This is a genomic window from Enterococcus sp. DIV1096b (genome assembly GCF_050498765.1).
In the GTDB taxonomy this organism is placed as follows: Bacteria; Bacillota; Bacilli; order Lactobacillales; family Enterococcaceae; genus Enterococcus_D; species Enterococcus_D entomosocium.
In genome coordinates this window covers 97,403-113,382 of sequence record NZ_JBMHEK010000001.1, presented here as the reverse complement: position 1 = coordinate 113,382, position 15,980 = coordinate 97,403, and the positions used below count along the sequence as shown (strand labels likewise).

Sequence of the window (15,980 nt, the reverse complement as noted above, 5' to 3'; positions counted from 1 at the left end):
AAATATCATTATGAAAAGCCAAGATGAGCAACATTCGTCTTGGCTTTTTTGTAGTCTCCTCCTCAACAAACAAAAATCACTCATCAGCCATTCTTGCGAATAGCTGATGAGTGATTTTTTTGCTTGATTTATTTCTCCACTTCAAAACGATTGGTCAATCGCTTCAACTCTTCTGCAATGTCTCTGAGGTCGGCCACATGGTTGGTAAATTCATCCATGGTTGCCAAGACTTCTTCTGCATTTGCGGAAACTTCTTGTGTGCCAGCGGCATTTTCTTCCGTTGATGCGGAAATGTTTTCTAAGTTTTCCAGTACACTGTTTTGAATATTTTCGATACGGGCACTGGCTGCTTCAATATGATGGATGCCTTCGATCATATAGCTACTGCGTTGGAAAACTTCTTTTGAAGATGAGATCGCTTCTTTGATCAAGTTGGTTTGGCGAACGCCGCCTTTGACAGACGCCGACGTTTGTTTGACCATTTGACTAGACTGCTCACGAATTTCTTCAATGATCGCTTCGATCTCTTTGGTAGAAGCTTTGCTTTGTTCCGCCAATTTACGGATCTCAGCAGCCACGACGGCAAAGCCTTTGCCAGACTCGCCAGCACTTGCGGCTTCGATCGATGCATTCAAGGCTAGCAAGTTGGTTTGGTAAGAAATATCGTTGATGACCCCAATGATCGAGTTGATATTTTGGATACTATCATTCATTCCCGTCATATTCGACATCAAGCGCTCCATCTGTGCCAACTCTTGTCGCCAACTGTCATCGACTTGATCCATGATCGTTAAGTTTTCTTGATTGATCTTCGTAGATTCTTGCGACTTGCTGCTCATGCCGCCAACATTTTCTCGTAATTCTTTCACGACTTGCGAAAGGTTTTGCATTTGAGACACGCTGTATTCTGTTTCTTGGGCTTGAGCACCGGTCACTTCAGCAATACCCGTAATGGTTTGAGAGACTTCTTCTGTCGCAATATTGGTTTGTTTTGACAATTCTAATAAAGAATCCGACATTCCTGCGACACTGTTGCTTTCTTTTTGTACTTTTTGGATCAATGCACCCGTGCCTTCGATCATCACATTGTAATTGTCCGCCATTTGCTGGATCTCATTGCCTGCTTTGTCTGGATAAACAACTCGGCGTGCCCATTGATCCCATGTCCATTTTTCGCCTTTGGCTCTTTTGGTTTTGCTCATCTTCTCTAGTTTGCCTTCACCGACTTTTCTAAAGTAGCGATTGAAGCAATCGATGATTGCTGCGACTACTTTGATCGCGGCATAAGAAACCAGTCCTACAAAGAGCAGCATCAAGATCGTAACGATAATGGTGGTACGGACCAACGCTCCTAACTCTTTGTCTAGATCACTAGCTTTGACTTCGGAGTACGCCCAAACATTGGAATCAGCAGACTTGTCATACAACACATCATTGACTTTATTCGAGTCGCCTAAACCAACCATGCCTGTCGGATCTTTGGCTTCTTTGATTTTTTGGAACACTTCTTCTTCTTTGATATTCTTACCGATTTGCTTGGTATTTTTTGAGGTCACGATGACCCCAGATTCTGAAACTAAGGTGACATTCCCAGTCCGCCCCACGGTAAAGGAAGACAAGATGTTTTGAATGCTTTCATAGGAAACATCGACGCTTAAAACCCCCACTTGATTATGGGAATTTTTGACCCGGATCGAAGCCGACGTCACAAATTGATTCGACACCGTATCTAAATAAGGTGCTGTCCAATACACTTCTCCTTCGGCTTTTACAGCCCCTTTGTACCACGGCCGAATTGTGGGTTTATAGTCATCCGGTAAGGGATTGAAGGTCACATACTCATCATCTTCTGTCCCAAAAGTTACTGCTAAGAAGCTGTTGCTCCCAGCAATCGCTAAAGAAAGATCTGAACGGATACGTCCCATGCTGAATTCTGTTTTCATCGCTGGCAGTTCAGCCATTGATTTCAATTTGCTTTCCGTCGATCGGCGCAAACTCTTTTCTTCCGCCAAGATCAAATTGACGGCACTTTCTTTGTTCAAATCATTTCGTTCAATCAATAAGTTCTTGGTGGTTAGATAGGAACTTGTCAGCATGACAATGATCGGGATCCCCGCAACCAGCATCAAGGTGATCATCACATAAATTCCTATCGTCTTTTTTCTTTTTTTCACAACTGTGCCACTCCTTCATTTCCAATTTCACACGATCCACTGAAGACTCGTCCGTAGACGACCCTTAGTAAGGATAATCGGTCATTTCTTTGAATATTTAAGAGGATTCATTGTCAGAAACGGCTGCAAGCGCATTTTCTTTTTTGCTAAGGCTTACGGTTGCTGTTGTAACGAATAGAAAAGCTCCTCAGTCATCAAGGAGCGTTACGACTGCATAAAAATAGCCAGCACGGAAGTTTCCGCACTGGCTGTAGGGTCCCTTTAATAGGACCGCTTCTATTGCCTATAATTCTTTGATGACGGCTTTTTCTTCCGCCGTCAAAGCGAAATCAAAGAGCGCTAAATTTTCGGCTTGATGTTTTTCTGAATGGGATTTCGGAATCACGATCACCCCACGCTCGATTTGGTAACGCAAGACCACTTGGCTCCAGTTTTTTTGATGCGCTTCCCCGATTTGGGTCAAGGTTTCCCGTGCCGCTTCCGAAATCCGGGAAAGCGGACCCCAGGCTTCTGGAACTACCTGATTGTCTAAGGAATACGAGATGATCGCATCATTCCACTTGCCTGGATGCGATTCGATCTGATTGACCGCTGGTTTGATCCGACTGTTTGCCAATAAATAGCTGAGTTCTTCTTCTTGGAAATTGGACACCCCGATCGCTTTTAAGACTCCTTTATCGACATAAGCCTCAAGAACCGCCCAGACAGCGGCGATCTCTGCCAAGTTGTCCCACGGATGATGGATCAAATAAAGATCGATCGATTCCGTCTGCAAGGCTGCTAAACTCGCTTCGACAGACGCTTTCACGGCAGCTGCATCTTGTGTATGCTCTGGTTTGCCAGGAATCTTAGAAGTCAGGAAAAATTCGCTGCGGTCAATCCCGCTTTCCTTGATGGCTTTGCCAACCACGGCTTCGTTGCGGTAAGAAATCGCCGTATCAAAATGCCGATACCCAAGCTTGATGGCAGTCAATAGCTCTGTCGTATCATCATTGATCGCACCTTGGTATTCTCGGTTTTCTTTCCCAAATGTATTCGTCCCGCTGCCGATCACTGGAATCTGAATGCCGGTATTCAATTCAATCGTTTCCATGCTGCTTCCCCCTTTGTGTTGTTTCTAGTCTATCAAAAAAGCAGGAGTAAGGGGAAGAAAAACTCTTATTGCCGCTAAAAAACGGGGAAAAGCACAAAACGCATGTTCAAGCAGCCCCTCCTCCGTTATACTGAGGGTAAGATACGAAACACCCAAATAAGGAGGGTTACTTTTGAAAAAAACACTGTTTTTTCTTTGTGGATCACTGACATTCGGTTTAGGTACTTTAGGAATATTTTTGCCTTTCTTACCTACAACCGTCTTTTACTTGCTGACGGCTTATTTCTGGCTGCGGAGTTCCGATACCTATTATCAACGCTTAGTTCAATCAGAAAATTATCAAAAATACATTGAAAAACCACTCGTACAAAAACAGCTGAGCACCAAGGCAATGGTTCGGATGTTTGCCATGATGCTGGTAGTCTTTGCAATTCCTGCACTGCTGATCCCTAATCTGCTGGTACGTTTCGTCCTCGCTGCCATCTACCTCGCCCATGTCATTGGGATCACTTGGTATTTAAAAGGACGCAAACCTGCGATCCAAAAAACGGATCAGCCCCTGTAAGGACAAAGCTGTACGTACACACCGTAATCCACCAAGCAAGTGAACCTTGCTAGTGGACTGCGGTGTATTTTTTCTCCTATTTTAGCGGGTGCTCACTGACGCCTCTTCGATGATGGGGGCTGATTGGGCGATCGCTAACCAAGCAGCAGGGATCCGGTATGGGGAACAAGAAACATAGTCGATGCCGATCTCTCGCAAAAACGCAATAGAATAGGGATCGCTGCCGACTTCGCCACAAACACCGATCGAGTGCTCTGGCTGCCGATCTCTTACGCCGGCGATCGCTTGACGCATCAACGCGCCAACACCTACCTGATCTAAGTGCTGGTAAGGATCTTCTTGTAAGATCCCCGACTGCAAATAGGCTTGGATAAAGCTGCCGGCATCATCCCGCGAAAAGCCAAAGGTCATTTGGGTCAAGTCATTGGTACCAAAACTAAAGAACGCCGCCTCTTCAGCACACTCCCCAGCAATCAAGCACGCTCTAGGCGTCTCGATCATCATCCCGATCTCGATGTGCAACGGTTGCTGAAGGGTTGCTTCTGCTTGAGCGATCACCTGTGTCAAAGTCTCTTTCAACACCTGCAGCTCTGCGGGCAAACTGATCAGGGGCAATAAGATCGCCGCCTCTACCTCGACTCCTTGCTGCCGCAACTCCACAGCCGCTTCACAAATCGCCGCTGTTTGCATTTCATAAATTTCTGGATAGCTGAGTCCTAAACGGCTGCCGCGATGCCCCATCATAGGATTGACCTCTTGCAGTTCGTCAATTCGCCGCTCGATCACTGCCAATGATTTTTTACTGCGGCGGGCCATCTCAAGGCGTTCATGCTCATGGGGCAAGAATTCATGGAGTGGTGGATCTAATAACCGAATCGTGCATTTCTTTCCTTGCGCGGCCTGCAGCATTTCTTGGAAATCGGCTTTTTGATAAGCCTTGATCTCAGCCAAAGCCGCCAATCGTTCCGCCTTCGTTTCTGCCAAGATGACTTCCCGCATTTTCCACAAACGCGCTTCCCCAAAAAACATATGCTCCGTCCGTGCTAAGCCGATGCCCGCTGCACCAAAGGCCAGCGCAGCCTCAATGTCATTTTTCGTTTCCGCATTTGCGTAAACCTTTAGATCTGCCTGGGCTTGTGCCCACGTCAAAAGCTGATCCAGCAAAACCCGCTCCTGTACACTGGTCATAGGCAGCTGCCCTTGATACAGTTTGCCAGTGCTGCCGTCTACGGAAAGTACGTCACCTTCTTCAATCCACAGCTCGCCGCAGCGGGCCTGTTTCAAAAATGCATCGACACTTAATGCCTCGCACCCTACCACACAGCAGACCCCCAGACCACGGGCGACCACCGCCGCATGAGAAGTCATCCCCCCACGAGCGGTAATGATCGCTTCACTCACCACCATGCCTTCAATATCTTCAGGTGAGGTTTCCTGCCGCAGCAGCAGGACTTTTTCTCCTGTGCGGCTGGCTTTTTCCGCCGCCTCTGCAGTGAAATAGACATGTCCTGAAGCTGCCCCTGGACTAGCCGGCAAGCCCTGCGCAAAGGCTTCGGCTTGCTGTAAGGCTTCGGGGGCAAATAACGGGTGCAACAATTGATCGATCATTTCTGGTGTGATTCGGTCTAAGGCTTGCCTGATGGTGATCCGACCTTCTGCGACCATATCCGTTGCAATTTGCGCTGCCGCAGCGGCGGTTCGTTTGCCGTTTCTTGTTTGCAAGACAAACAACTGGCCGTCATCGATGGTAAATTCAATGTCTTGCATGTCTTGATAGTGATCTTCCAAACCCTCAGCCAGTTGCTTTAGTTCCTGATAAATCACAGGATGTTGTTGCGCCAACGCTTGGATCGGTTGTGGTGTACGAATGCCAGCAACCACATCTTCCCCTTGAGCACACACTAGAAATTCGCCGAAAAGTCCCGGTTCCCCGGTTGCTGGATTGCGGGTGAAGGCGACACCCGTCCCACTATTTATCCCGCTGTTGCCAAAAACCATTTCTTGAATCGTTACGGCAGTCCCTAGATCGTCAGGGATCCGATGGAGGGAACGGTAGGTCTTAGCCCGTGGGTTGTTCCATGAGCGAAAAACTGCCGTGATGGCTGCCAATAATTGCTGAAACGGGTCTTGGGGGAACGCTTCTTGGGTATGTTCCATATAAATACTTTGAAACACGCGGCAGATCATTTGCCAGTCATTGCCGGTCATCATTTGGTCTGACACATAATTCTGCCGTTTCTTATAATCTGTCAAATAGGCTTCAAAGTGTTCTTTTTCTACACCTTTCACCACATCCCCATACATCTGGATCAAACGGCGGTAACAATCATAAGCAAAGACGGGGTCCCCCGTCTGCTGAGCCAACCCTTGGACGGTTTCATCATTCAACCCAAGGTTTAAGATCGTATCCATCATCCCTGGCATGGAAAACTTGGCACCACTGCGGACAGAAACCAATAACGGCGAGTGCAGTCCGCCAAATGTTTTGTTCCTGCGGACTGCCAATTCTTCGATGGCAGCTTTGACTTGCTTGATGATCGCCTCAGGAAGAACCTGTTCTTCTAAATAGGTCAGGCAAATGGTGGCCGGGACGATAAATCCCTGAGGAACAGGCAAACCCAAATTGGTCATCTCCGCAAGATTTGCCCCTTTCCCGCCTAATAATGCTTTTTGCTCTTTCGTGCCTTCTGAAAACCATACGACTGCTTTTTCCATCATGTTCCTCCTTTTAAATGTTATATACTATTTCGATTAATTAGCAGTATATAGTATGGCACATTTAATCGTCAAGCCAAAAAAAGAAAACTTTTAAGGGATTTATCCTTTTTAAAAGAGAAGGATTGCCTTTTCATTCGGAAAATCATATAATCAATAGCATAGCACATAAAAGAAAGAAGGTGACACATTGGAATTAAGCCAAAGACAAATGAAAATCATTGAGATCGTCAAAGAGCATCAGCCGATCAGTGGGGAGACCATTGCGAAGCAGTTGGGTTTGAGCCGCGCAACCTTGCGGAATGACTTATCGATTTTGACCATGACCGGTTTATTAGACGCTCGACCGAAAGTCGGCTATTTCTATACAGGACAAACCGTTGAGCCTTTGCTTTTCGAAAAACTCTACCATACCAAAGTTGCAGAAGTCATGATCCCACCGTTGCTGATCTCACAAACGGTCTCCGTTTATGAAGCAGTCACGACTTTGTTTATGTACGATGTCGGTTCCCTCTATGTCAAAAATGACCAAGACGAACTGATTGGGGTACTCTCCCGCAAAGATCTGCTGCGCTTTGCGATCAGCAATGCCGCACCGGAAAAAACACCCGTAGCGATGATCATGACTCGCATGCCAAACATCGTGACCATCACACCGGAAGAAACGATCTTGACGGCTGGTACGTTGTTAGGACGACATGAAGTCGATACCTTGCCAGTGGTCGATCCACAGGAACCAAAAAAAGTCATCGGCAAAATCACGAAGACGCGGCTGATGAATTACTTTATTCAAGCAGGCAATGACAGTGACAACACACACTTTTAGGGGGCAAAAACAATGAAGAACGTTCGAATATATTTGATTTCAGATTCCGTAGGCGAAACGGCACAAAAGCTGATCGCCGCCGTTTCCGCGCAGTTTCCCACGATCGACCTTTCAGATATCCAGCTCTTTCCCTTTACTAATGATGAAGAGAGCTTAGGCGAGATCCTCAAAGATGCCTTGCTAGACAAATCGATCGTCGTTACCACCTTAGTCAATAAAGAATTAGTCGCTTTTGTTGATGCCTTTGCCAAACGGACTGGTTTGCAGCATGTCGACTTTATGTCGCCCTTGACCACGATGCTGGAAAAAACATTCGGTGTAGAAGCCGTCCAAGAGCCTGGTGCCTTGCATCGCTTGAACCAAGCATATTTCAGCCGGGTGGCCGCGATGGAATTTGCGGTGAAATACGACGACGGCAAAGACCCACGGGGATTTCTCGATGCTGACTTTGTCCTATTAGGGGTTTCGCGAACCTCAAAGACCCCATTGAGCCTATACATGGCAAATCGCGGCTACAAAGTGGCGAATCTGCCTTTGATTCCTGAAGTCGCTTTGCCAGCCGAAGTGCACCAAGTAGACCCACGGAAAATGGTCGGTTTGACTACGAATCCAGAATCCCTTACGGAAATCCGGCGGTCCCGGATGCATTCATTGGGCTTGAAAGAAGAAACCCATTACACCAATTGTGAACGAATCGAAGCAGAATTAGCCTACGCGAATGAATGGTTCAAAAAGCTGAACATTCCGGTGATCGATGTCAGCAAACGCTCCATTGAAGAAAGCGCGATGCTGATTGAAGAACAAGCCAAAGAACAGGCCCATGTTCAATAAAGACACCTTGGCAAACCTGACCGAGATCATCAACTTGGAAGCCATCCAGCAGCTGCCGAAAGCTACCGAGCATTTTGTCAGCGATCTGCATGGCGAATACGATGCCTTTGACCATATTTTGCGGAATGGTTCTGGCAGTATTCGAGAAAAAGTCGAGACTTTGTTTACCGGTGTCTTGACGAAAGAAGAACAGACCGAACTCTGTTTTGTCATTTATTATCCAGAGGAGCTATTACAAGAACAGGCCTGGACCCCTGCCGATTGGCGCTTGAAGATGGCACAGCTAGTGAAAGTTGCCCGCTTTACTTCCAGTAAATACACACGCTCCAAGGTACGCAAAGCATTGCCGACTTCTTTTGCTTACATCTTAGAAGAACTGTTGTACCAATATGATGCCGACTTCAATAAAGAAGCTTACTATCAGGCGATTTTTGATAAGATCATTGAATTAGAGGCAGCCCCGCTTTTTTGCCAAGAACTGGCGTACTTGATTCAGCGTTTCGTAGTGGACCATCTCCATGTCTTAGGCGATATCTATGATCGAGGACCGGCGCCAGACAAAATCGTCGATCGCTTGATGACTTTGCCTTCACTGGATATTCAGCTAGGCAACCATGATATCTTGTGGATCGGTAGCTTTTGCGGCTCGCTGCCCTGTTTGGCCAATACGATCCGCATCGCTGCTCGCTACGGCAATTTGGCATTATTACAAGATGGTTATGGGATCGATCTATCAAAAGCACTGGCTTTTAGCCAAAAATATTACACAGAAAATGCCGGCTTTTATCCGCAAAAAACAGTGGACCCTTTATCAAGCCAGCAAAAAAAAGCCGCCATGCTTTTGCAGCAGGCATTTGCCATCATCCAATTCAAAGTCGAAGCAGCCGTGATCCAGCGGCGACCGGCATTTGCGATGGCAGAGCGCTGCTTATTGCATCGCTTGTCTCAAGATCGACAACAAATCCAGCTAGACCAGACCTATCCTTTGATCAACGGCTGTTTTCAACTAGTAGATCCCGATGATCCTTACCGTTTGACAGCCGAAGAACATGAAGTACTGCAAGATTTGCTGAGCCAATTTCAACGCTCGCCCCGCTTAGCTGCGCATATGCGCTTTTTGGTCGAGCATGGTACATTGTACCAGCGCTTCAACGACAACCTACTGTATCACGGCTGCCTGCCTTGTCGGGAAAACGGCGATTTCCTGGCCTTTACTTTCCAGCAGCAGCCCTTGGCAGGCAAAGCGTTGATGGACTTTTTTCAGCAATGTTTGCAGGAAAGTTTTGCCCAACCAGAAAACCAAACAGACCTTGCCACCGATATGATCTGGTATCTTTGGTGTGGCGAAGGCTCTTCCCTCTTCGGCAAAAAAGCCATGAAAACCTTTGAGCGCTACTTTATAGAAGATCGCAACACTCATAAGGAACAAAAAAATGCCTATTATTCTTTAAGGGAAAACGAAGACTTCTGCTGCCGTGTCCTAGCTGCCTTCGGTCTGCCGTCGACAGGTCACATCATCAATGGCCATACCCCTGTCAAAGTGCGTAAAGGCGAGACGCCCATCAAGGCAAATGGTCGTTTGTTGGTGATCGATGGCGGACTCTCTCGCTCCTACCAATCAGTCACAGGCATTGCCGGTTACACGCTGTTGTCAAATTCCTTCGGCATGACCTTGGCGGCGCATCAACCCTTTACAGATCGCCAGCAAGCCATCCAGCAGCGACGTGACATCGTCACTCAGAAAAAAATCGTCGTGCGGCAAACGGAAAGAACAACGGTAGGCCAAACAGATATCGGCAAGCGGCTGCAGCAAGAAAGCCGAGTACTTTTTGAAGAATTAAAAAATCATCCGATCCCTTGACGAGTCATTCGTCAACCAATCGGATGATTTTTTTTACAGTCCTTTGGAACTATGAAAGGCTTTGAGTTTTTCCAACGCCTGCAGCACAATGATCAAGACCAAGATCGCTAACGCCAAAAAGAGCGTTTCTAACCCTTTTCCTTGCGCTAAAAGCAGCTCTCTTAAAATTGCTGTGATACTGATCAAAATCAAGTAACGCACCGGAATATGGTGACCTTCTTTTACGTAACGCAATAACATCAAAATAATTTCCAGTAAAATAAACAATGTCGCGATCTCTTCGATCAATAAAGAAAGATCGCTAACTTCATGCAGTGGGATCACATGGACAACGATTTTGTAGATCGCTTCCGCCATCACCACCAAAACCAACAGAACCAACAGTCCTAACATAATATCAACCACAACACTAATCAATTTTTCGAAGTGCTTAAAATACTTTCCCATAACACCCCTCCTCGCACTTATTATAGCGAAACTACTCAGAATCACTTTATGATATGCTTGCAAGTGCAGCTTTTTTTATGGAGGCAGTGAATAAAAACGTAAGACAGCTCTTTTCTGTTCCAGCAATCCTCCAAAAAAACCTTCCTCTTTGCTACTTTTTGAAGTCTCAGAGTGAGGAATCGCGCATCCTTCGTACACTTGGTGTGTTCGTGGCTCTGACCATAAGCAAATAAAAAAGCTAGGCTCAAGGCCTAGCTGAAATGGTCCCTTTAGATGAGATTGATTTTTACAGTCAGGCTCAGTGAGCCCCTTCGACTGTTAGATCAACATTTTCACTCGTATCTTCCGCAGCTTCGTCGTCGCTATTGGAGGTTTCTGAAGACGGCTCAGTCGTTTCACTGCTGGAGCTGCTTGTTGTAGTACTGGTCGAACTCGTACTGGAAGAGCTTGAAGAACTGCTGCTAGCGCTACTGCTAGAAGTATCGCTGGTGGTGGTTGATCCGCCACTCGGCGCGGTACTCGAACTGCTTTCGCTACTTGCAGAAGTGCTGACGCTAGGCTCTGTCTCTGCTTCACTTACGGAAACAGACGTGCCTTCATTTGTCGACGCTTCGATCGAGCGACTAGTCGTTGAAGGCGATGTGTAAGAACTAACACTGGCTTCATAAAAAATCTGACTGGAATCAGAGGTTTCTTCGATACTGCTGCTTGCTGTCTGGTAAGGTGGCTCGGAGGAACTACTGGAAGAATCTCGTACAAAGGGCGCAGCCACAAAGGCATTGGCGTCTTGATTGATCGCCACACTCAAAAAAACCGCAACAAAACAACTGACTAATGCCGACTGCATATTGAACTTAAATTTCATCGCACTCCCCATCCTTTCCCCAAAAATGTGGTTGGCTCTTCCGACAACGCTCTATCTCATTCTTATATTATACAAAAAAAAGCAATCGTCAACAAATTAAGTTTTATTTTCAAAGATGACAAAGACATGAATGCCCGTTGCGCAACAAAAAAAGCCCGAGGGCGACGGTCGATCACCTGCGGGCCCATCCCTTCACTAAGGGTTGGCAGGTGCGACGGATGCTTGTTCCTCTGGCTTTAATGATTCCTTTATTGTTTAACCCCTTCTATTTATAAGTTACGCAGATGGTTGGGGTCATGGATCGGTGCTTCAATATCGCTGTCTCCCATGCGGGGCGTTGGATGGACGGACTCATCTGGCATTGCTGTTTCGCCTGGTAACGGTTGATCGATGATCGGACCAGTATCTGCATCACGATCGGTTATTTTGTCCATCGGCTGATAATCGTAGACGCCGACAACGAGTTTGTCTCGTTCAAGGTCATCACGATAACCATATAATGGATCATGCTCATCATGCCTATGATCGGAATCGCCGAAAGAAAAAGCATCTTTGATTTTTTCCCAAAGCGAACGATCTTCATCCTCACTAGCTGCCTGCTCCACTTCCACATCATCGATGGATTCTAACCCAAATTGATCGATGACTGTTTGATTGGCAAACAGCACGATATCCTCTTTGCCATAGCCTTCGTTTGTCAATTGCTCAATAACCGGTAATACTTCTGTTCGAGTGTCGTAACTGCCAATAATCGTTAGGTTTCTGTTGTGCATGTGAAATCCTCCTTATTTTGTGTACGCTTCGATCGTTCTGGTTCTGAAGCAATTCTTTTAAAACTAGCAATTTCTATTGCTTCTTTCATTCTAACGCAGGGTTCTATGATTGACCAAATAGTTTGATTGCGCTTACGAAAAAAAAGTAGTTTCTTGAAAAACCGCTAATAGCTTAGTAAAAGCTTGATCCATCATAAAAAACCGCGTGAGCCAATGGCTTGCACGCGGTTTTTTTGCTTGTTACTTGGAAACGATCAGTTTTTGACCGACAAAGATCGTATAGCTGCTGTTGATGTTGTTCCATGATGCGAGTTGGCTGATGCTGGTGTTGTATTTTTGTGCCAGTGACCATAAGCTGTCCCCTGATTTCACCGTGTGCGTCTTCGTTGAACTGCTGCTGGTATTCGTATTAGAAGACCCACTGCTAGCAGACGTCAAGTAAGCACCACTGACCCAGCCTTTGCCAGAAACATAATACCATTTGTTCGTGCCATTGACGGTCGTCCCGGTTTTTGTTGCGGTAACCGTGACGGTTGCTCCTTTACTTAAAGAACCAGTAATACTACTGCTGGTAGAAGCATCGGAACGAACATTTAAAATCTCGGTGGTTTTCATTTGCTGATTTGTGGTTGTTGAACCGTTATTATTGGAAGAGCTGCTGGTTGTTGTCAAGTAGGCACCACTGACCCAACCTTTGCCAGAAACGTAGTACCACGTTTTATTGCCTTCCACTGAAGTGCCGTTCTTTTTCGCTGTCACGGTAACGGTCACCCCTTGACCAAGCGTTGTCACGACACGGCTGCTGGTAGAAGCATCGGAGCGGACATTCAATGCGGCCGTCGTTTTCATTTGTTGATTGATACTTGAACCATTGTCTTCTTTTTCCGCTTCAGAAGCATTATTGTTGGTCACTTCAGTAAGGTAGGCACCGCTGACCCAACCTTTGCCAGAGACATAATACCAATTTTTGTTGCCATTGACTGATGTGCCGGTTTTCATGGAAGTGGCAGTAAAGGTCGTGCCTTTGCTAAGTGACCCTACCACTGATCCGCTAGTGGACGCGCTAGAACGAATATTCATCGCTTCCGTCGTCTTCATTTGCTTGTTGATCGTCGTACCGGAATTGCTATTGTCAGAACCGGTGTTGCCTGATCCGCTATTGTTGTTTGAAGAGTCGGTCGAAACCTTCGTCAAATACGCGCCGCTGACCCAACCTTTGCCAGAAATCTTATACCACGTGGTGTTGCCATTGACGCTGGTGCCGGTTTTGGTCGCCGTTGCCGTAAACGTCGTATTAGCTGCTAACGAACCAGTAATAGAGGCACTGGTGGAAGCATCGGAACGAATATTCATAGATGACGTGGTTTTCATCTGCTGATTGATCGCTGTTTCATCACTGACGATCGTTTCATTGCTATTGCCGCCACCTGTGTTTGAGCTGCCAGTATCATATTGCGTTAAATTATACGTACTGATCAAATTGTTTAATTTGCTGGCATAAGAAGTATCGGTTGCATACCGCCCTTGTAGCCAAGCGGTCGCTTGTGTGTAAGAGGTCGTATTGCTTTTCCATGCACCGCTGTAATAGTAGTTGCCGCTAGAAAAACTCGTGTTACGCAACACATATGCATTGTCTTCAAAAGACTCTTTTAATGATGGGTATTTCCGAAACTTAGCGCTGATCAAATAATAATTGCCGGAACCATCATCTTCATAGGTATCCATCGTCACGTATTGGCCGTTGTAGCTGCCTTTGATCCCAAACATATTGTTGGCCGTGGTCGTCAAAGTCGAGGCGCCCCAACCAGATTCCAAAATCGCTTGTGCCATCATAACAGAGGCATACAGATCGTTTGCTGCCGCCACTTCCGTTGCATAGCCGCAAATCTGACTGATAAAGGCAGCCGGATCGATCGTTGCCCGTGAAAATAATGCCCGACTAGTCAAATCAGAAAGGGCTGATGGTACTTCATCTGCTTCTAAGACATCATCACTAGCGACTGTTGTGCGTTCTGTCGTCGCTGTTTCTGATCCCTCAGTAACTGCTTCAGCTCCTGACTCCTCTGTTATTTCCGAAGTTTCTTCGGTCACAACAGGTGCTGTCGTCGATTCTGTCGTTTCCTCAACCGGCGTGCTGTCGGTTTCTGGTGTAGTGTTTGTTGTTTGTTCAACGACCTTAAGGTCATTGCTGGTTTCTGTCGTTGCCGTTTCAGCCGCATTCCCTAAGGTCGGGATAAACGTTGATCCCGCTACTAAAGTAGTAGCCATCGTAATACTTTTTTGGGTATATTGCGTGCGCTTCAAGCGCTTTTCTAAGCGGCGTCGTTCTTTACGAATTGTCATTTAATCCCTCCGTCGTATTAGCCTTTTTTTATTGTAACACGATTTATTAAAAAATGGGGGGTTAAGATGAAAAAACAGTGAAATAAACGAGATAAATTCTTGCTATGAAACAGTTTTCTCTTTTGCTTTATCAGCCAATACTCTGTTCTAAAAAAAGAAAAAAGAGTTGTTTTAGCACCAAAAAAGCAGCCTTTATCAAAAAGACTACTTTTGGTGAATTGTTATTTAATAACAGGTGCGGGCTTTTTGGCTTTTTTTAGCATCGCATAGCCTATGTTGAGAACAAGCCCAAAAACTGCTAAGAAAATTGCCGTATAGAAGGCTTTTGTATAATCTCCTTGGTTACTTTCTGCGATTGCTGCTGCCACTCTGGGGCCAAAGAATGCCGCCGTAGAATAACCAATAAAGACGATTCCATAGTTGACCCCTTGATTGATCGGTCCGTAATTTTCCATAACGATCGATGGGAAAACCCCCATCACGCCCCCGAAGCACAGTCCTAAACCGATGATCCCGACAGTGAAGATCACAGTTGTTTGACCAAGCGTCAATAAGAATAAGGACAATGCCACCACGCCATAGATGATCATCAACGTATTCGTCCGACCAATTTTATCAGAAACGGTGCCCCAAAGGACACGACCAAAACAGTTGCTCAATGAGTACAAGCTGACATAAAAGGCAGCGGCCGCTGCCGTCAAACCAAACATACTTTGCCCAATCACTGAGGCGTTGGAAGCAATCATCAAACCTGAGAAAGCCCCTACCCCTAACATAACAATAATCAAGTAAAAAGTTGGTGTCTTCAGCATGTCCAACCAATTTAGATTGATTTGAGGACCATTTTTTCCTTGATCCGCTGGTTGCCAACCTGCTGGACGGTAATTTTCTGGTGCTTTACGAATAAATAGACTAGCCACCAAGACAATCACGATATAGGCAATTCCTAAAATCCGAAACGCCGCTAAGACATCTTGTGATTCGATCAAACGATTCGCAATCGGTGCGGCAATAATCGCTGCCCCACCCATACCTGCTGTGATCAAGCCCGAAGCCAGTCCCCGTTTATCCGGGAATAACCGAATCGTATTGCTTAAACAAGCCGAATAGGCAAAGCCTTGCCCTAAACCAGCAAAGACTCCATAAGTCAGGTACAGCATAGCGGGTGAGTTGACCAAACCCGTCAGGAAGAAACCCGCTCCGAACAACACGCCTCCACCAGCGATGACCCATCTAGCGGCTCCTCGGTCTGTCAGCAAACCACCCAAAATCATGGTAATCGGGCCAACTGCGGCATTGATGGTAAAGGCTAGCATGATCTCTTCCATGGACCAACCTTTTAATTGACTAAGAGGTCCTGCAAAAACACTAAAGGCGTAAACAGCGCCCGTACACAGTAACACTGCGGTCGAAGCGACCAGAATCAGCCAGCGATTGATTTTTGTTTCCATTTTTTCTCTCCTTTGTTTTAAGCATGTTACTTTATT

12 protein-coding genes are annotated in these 15,980 nt (G+C 46.2%); 4 read left to right on the top strand and 8 right to left on the bottom strand.

The features are described from left to right. Positions 1 to 128: 128 nt before the first annotated feature. A complete protein-coding gene (locus IGJ17_RS00495) occupies positions 129 to 2,174 on the bottom strand; it encodes a methyl-accepting chemotaxis protein (protein ID WP_008376630.1) in 2,046 nt (681 codons plus the stop codon). A 283-nt stretch (positions 2,175 to 2,457) separates the two neighbouring features. Next, positions 2,458 to 3,267, bottom strand: a complete 810-nt coding sequence (locus IGJ17_RS00490) for an aldo/keto reductase family protein (RefSeq protein ID WP_144330744.1) — start codon at positions 3,265 to 3,267, stop codon at positions 2,458 to 2,460. Between the two features lie 172 nt (positions 3,268 to 3,439). Between IGJ17_RS00490 and IGJ17_RS00485 the strand changes: the two genes are divergently transcribed. Beyond that, positions 3,440 to 3,832, top strand: a complete 393-nt coding sequence (locus IGJ17_RS00485) for a YbaN family protein (protein ID WP_005232815.1) — start codon at positions 3,440 to 3,442, stop codon at positions 3,830 to 3,832. A gap of 81 nt (positions 3,833 to 3,913) precedes the next feature. On the opposite strand, the gene ppdK is transcribed toward IGJ17_RS00485, so the two are convergent. Continuing rightward, a complete protein-coding gene (gene ppdK / locus IGJ17_RS00480) occupies positions 3,914 to 6,547 on the bottom strand; it encodes a pyruvate, phosphate dikinase (RefSeq protein WP_429961014.1) in 2,634 nt (877 codons plus the stop codon). A gap of 190 nt (positions 6,548 to 6,737) precedes the next feature. On the opposite strand from ppdK, the gene IGJ17_RS00475 reads away from it, so the two are divergent. From IGJ17_RS00475 to IGJ17_RS00465, 3 genes are read left to right on the top strand one after another with little or no spacing between them, the layout of a single operon-like run. After that, the gene (locus tag IGJ17_RS00475; protein ID WP_005232817.1) at positions 6,738 to 7,373 is read left to right on the top strand and encodes a helix-turn-helix transcriptional regulator; all 636 of its coding nucleotides are present in this window, start codon (positions 6,738 to 6,740) and stop codon (positions 7,371 to 7,373) included. A gap of 12 nt (positions 7,374 to 7,385) precedes the next feature. Then, the gene (locus IGJ17_RS00470) at positions 7,386 to 8,204 is read left to right on the top strand and encodes a pyruvate, water dikinase regulatory protein (protein ID WP_005232818.1); all 819 of its coding nucleotides are present in this window, start codon (positions 7,386 to 7,388) and stop codon (positions 8,202 to 8,204) included. Continuing rightward, on the top strand, positions 8,194 to 10,065 hold the full coding sequence (locus IGJ17_RS00465) for a fructose-bisphosphatase class III (protein ID WP_005232819.1): 1,872 nt from the start codon (positions 8,194 to 8,196) through the stop codon (positions 10,063 to 10,065). The genes IGJ17_RS00470 and IGJ17_RS00465 overlap by 11 nt, the downstream gene beginning before the upstream one ends. A 33-nt stretch (positions 10,066 to 10,098) precedes the next feature. Here the strand turns inward: IGJ17_RS00465 and IGJ17_RS00460 are convergent, their stop codons facing one another. From IGJ17_RS00460 to IGJ17_RS00440, 5 genes are all read right to left on the bottom strand, one after another. Next, entirely contained in the window at positions 10,099 to 10,512 is a 414-nt protein-coding gene (locus IGJ17_RS00460) for a phosphate-starvation-inducible PsiE family protein (protein ID WP_005232820.1), read from the bottom strand. Positions 10,513 to 10,810: 298 nt separating this feature from the next. After that, entirely contained in the window at positions 10,811 to 11,377 is a 567-nt protein-coding gene (locus tag IGJ17_RS00455) for a hypothetical protein (RefSeq protein ID WP_005232821.1), read from the bottom strand. A 269-nt stretch (positions 11,378 to 11,646) separates the two neighbouring features. Beyond that, positions 11,647 to 12,150, bottom strand: coding sequence for a general stress protein (locus IGJ17_RS00450; protein WP_008376644.1), 504 nt, complete (start codon positions 12,148 to 12,150; stop codon positions 11,647 to 11,649). Positions 12,151 to 12,390: 240 nt separating this feature from the next. Continuing rightward, positions 12,391 to 14,493 (bottom strand): SH3 domain-containing protein, encoded by a 2,103-nt coding sequence (locus tag IGJ17_RS00445; protein WP_429961013.1) that lies wholly within the window; start codon positions 14,491 to 14,493, stop codon positions 12,391 to 12,393. Positions 14,494 to 14,714: 221 nt separating this feature from the next. Further along, on the bottom strand, positions 14,715 to 15,944 hold the full coding sequence (locus IGJ17_RS00440) for an L-lactate MFS transporter (protein WP_429961012.1): 1,230 nt from the start codon (positions 15,942 to 15,944) through the stop codon (positions 14,715 to 14,717). Positions 15,945 to 15,980 lie beyond the last annotated feature (36 nt).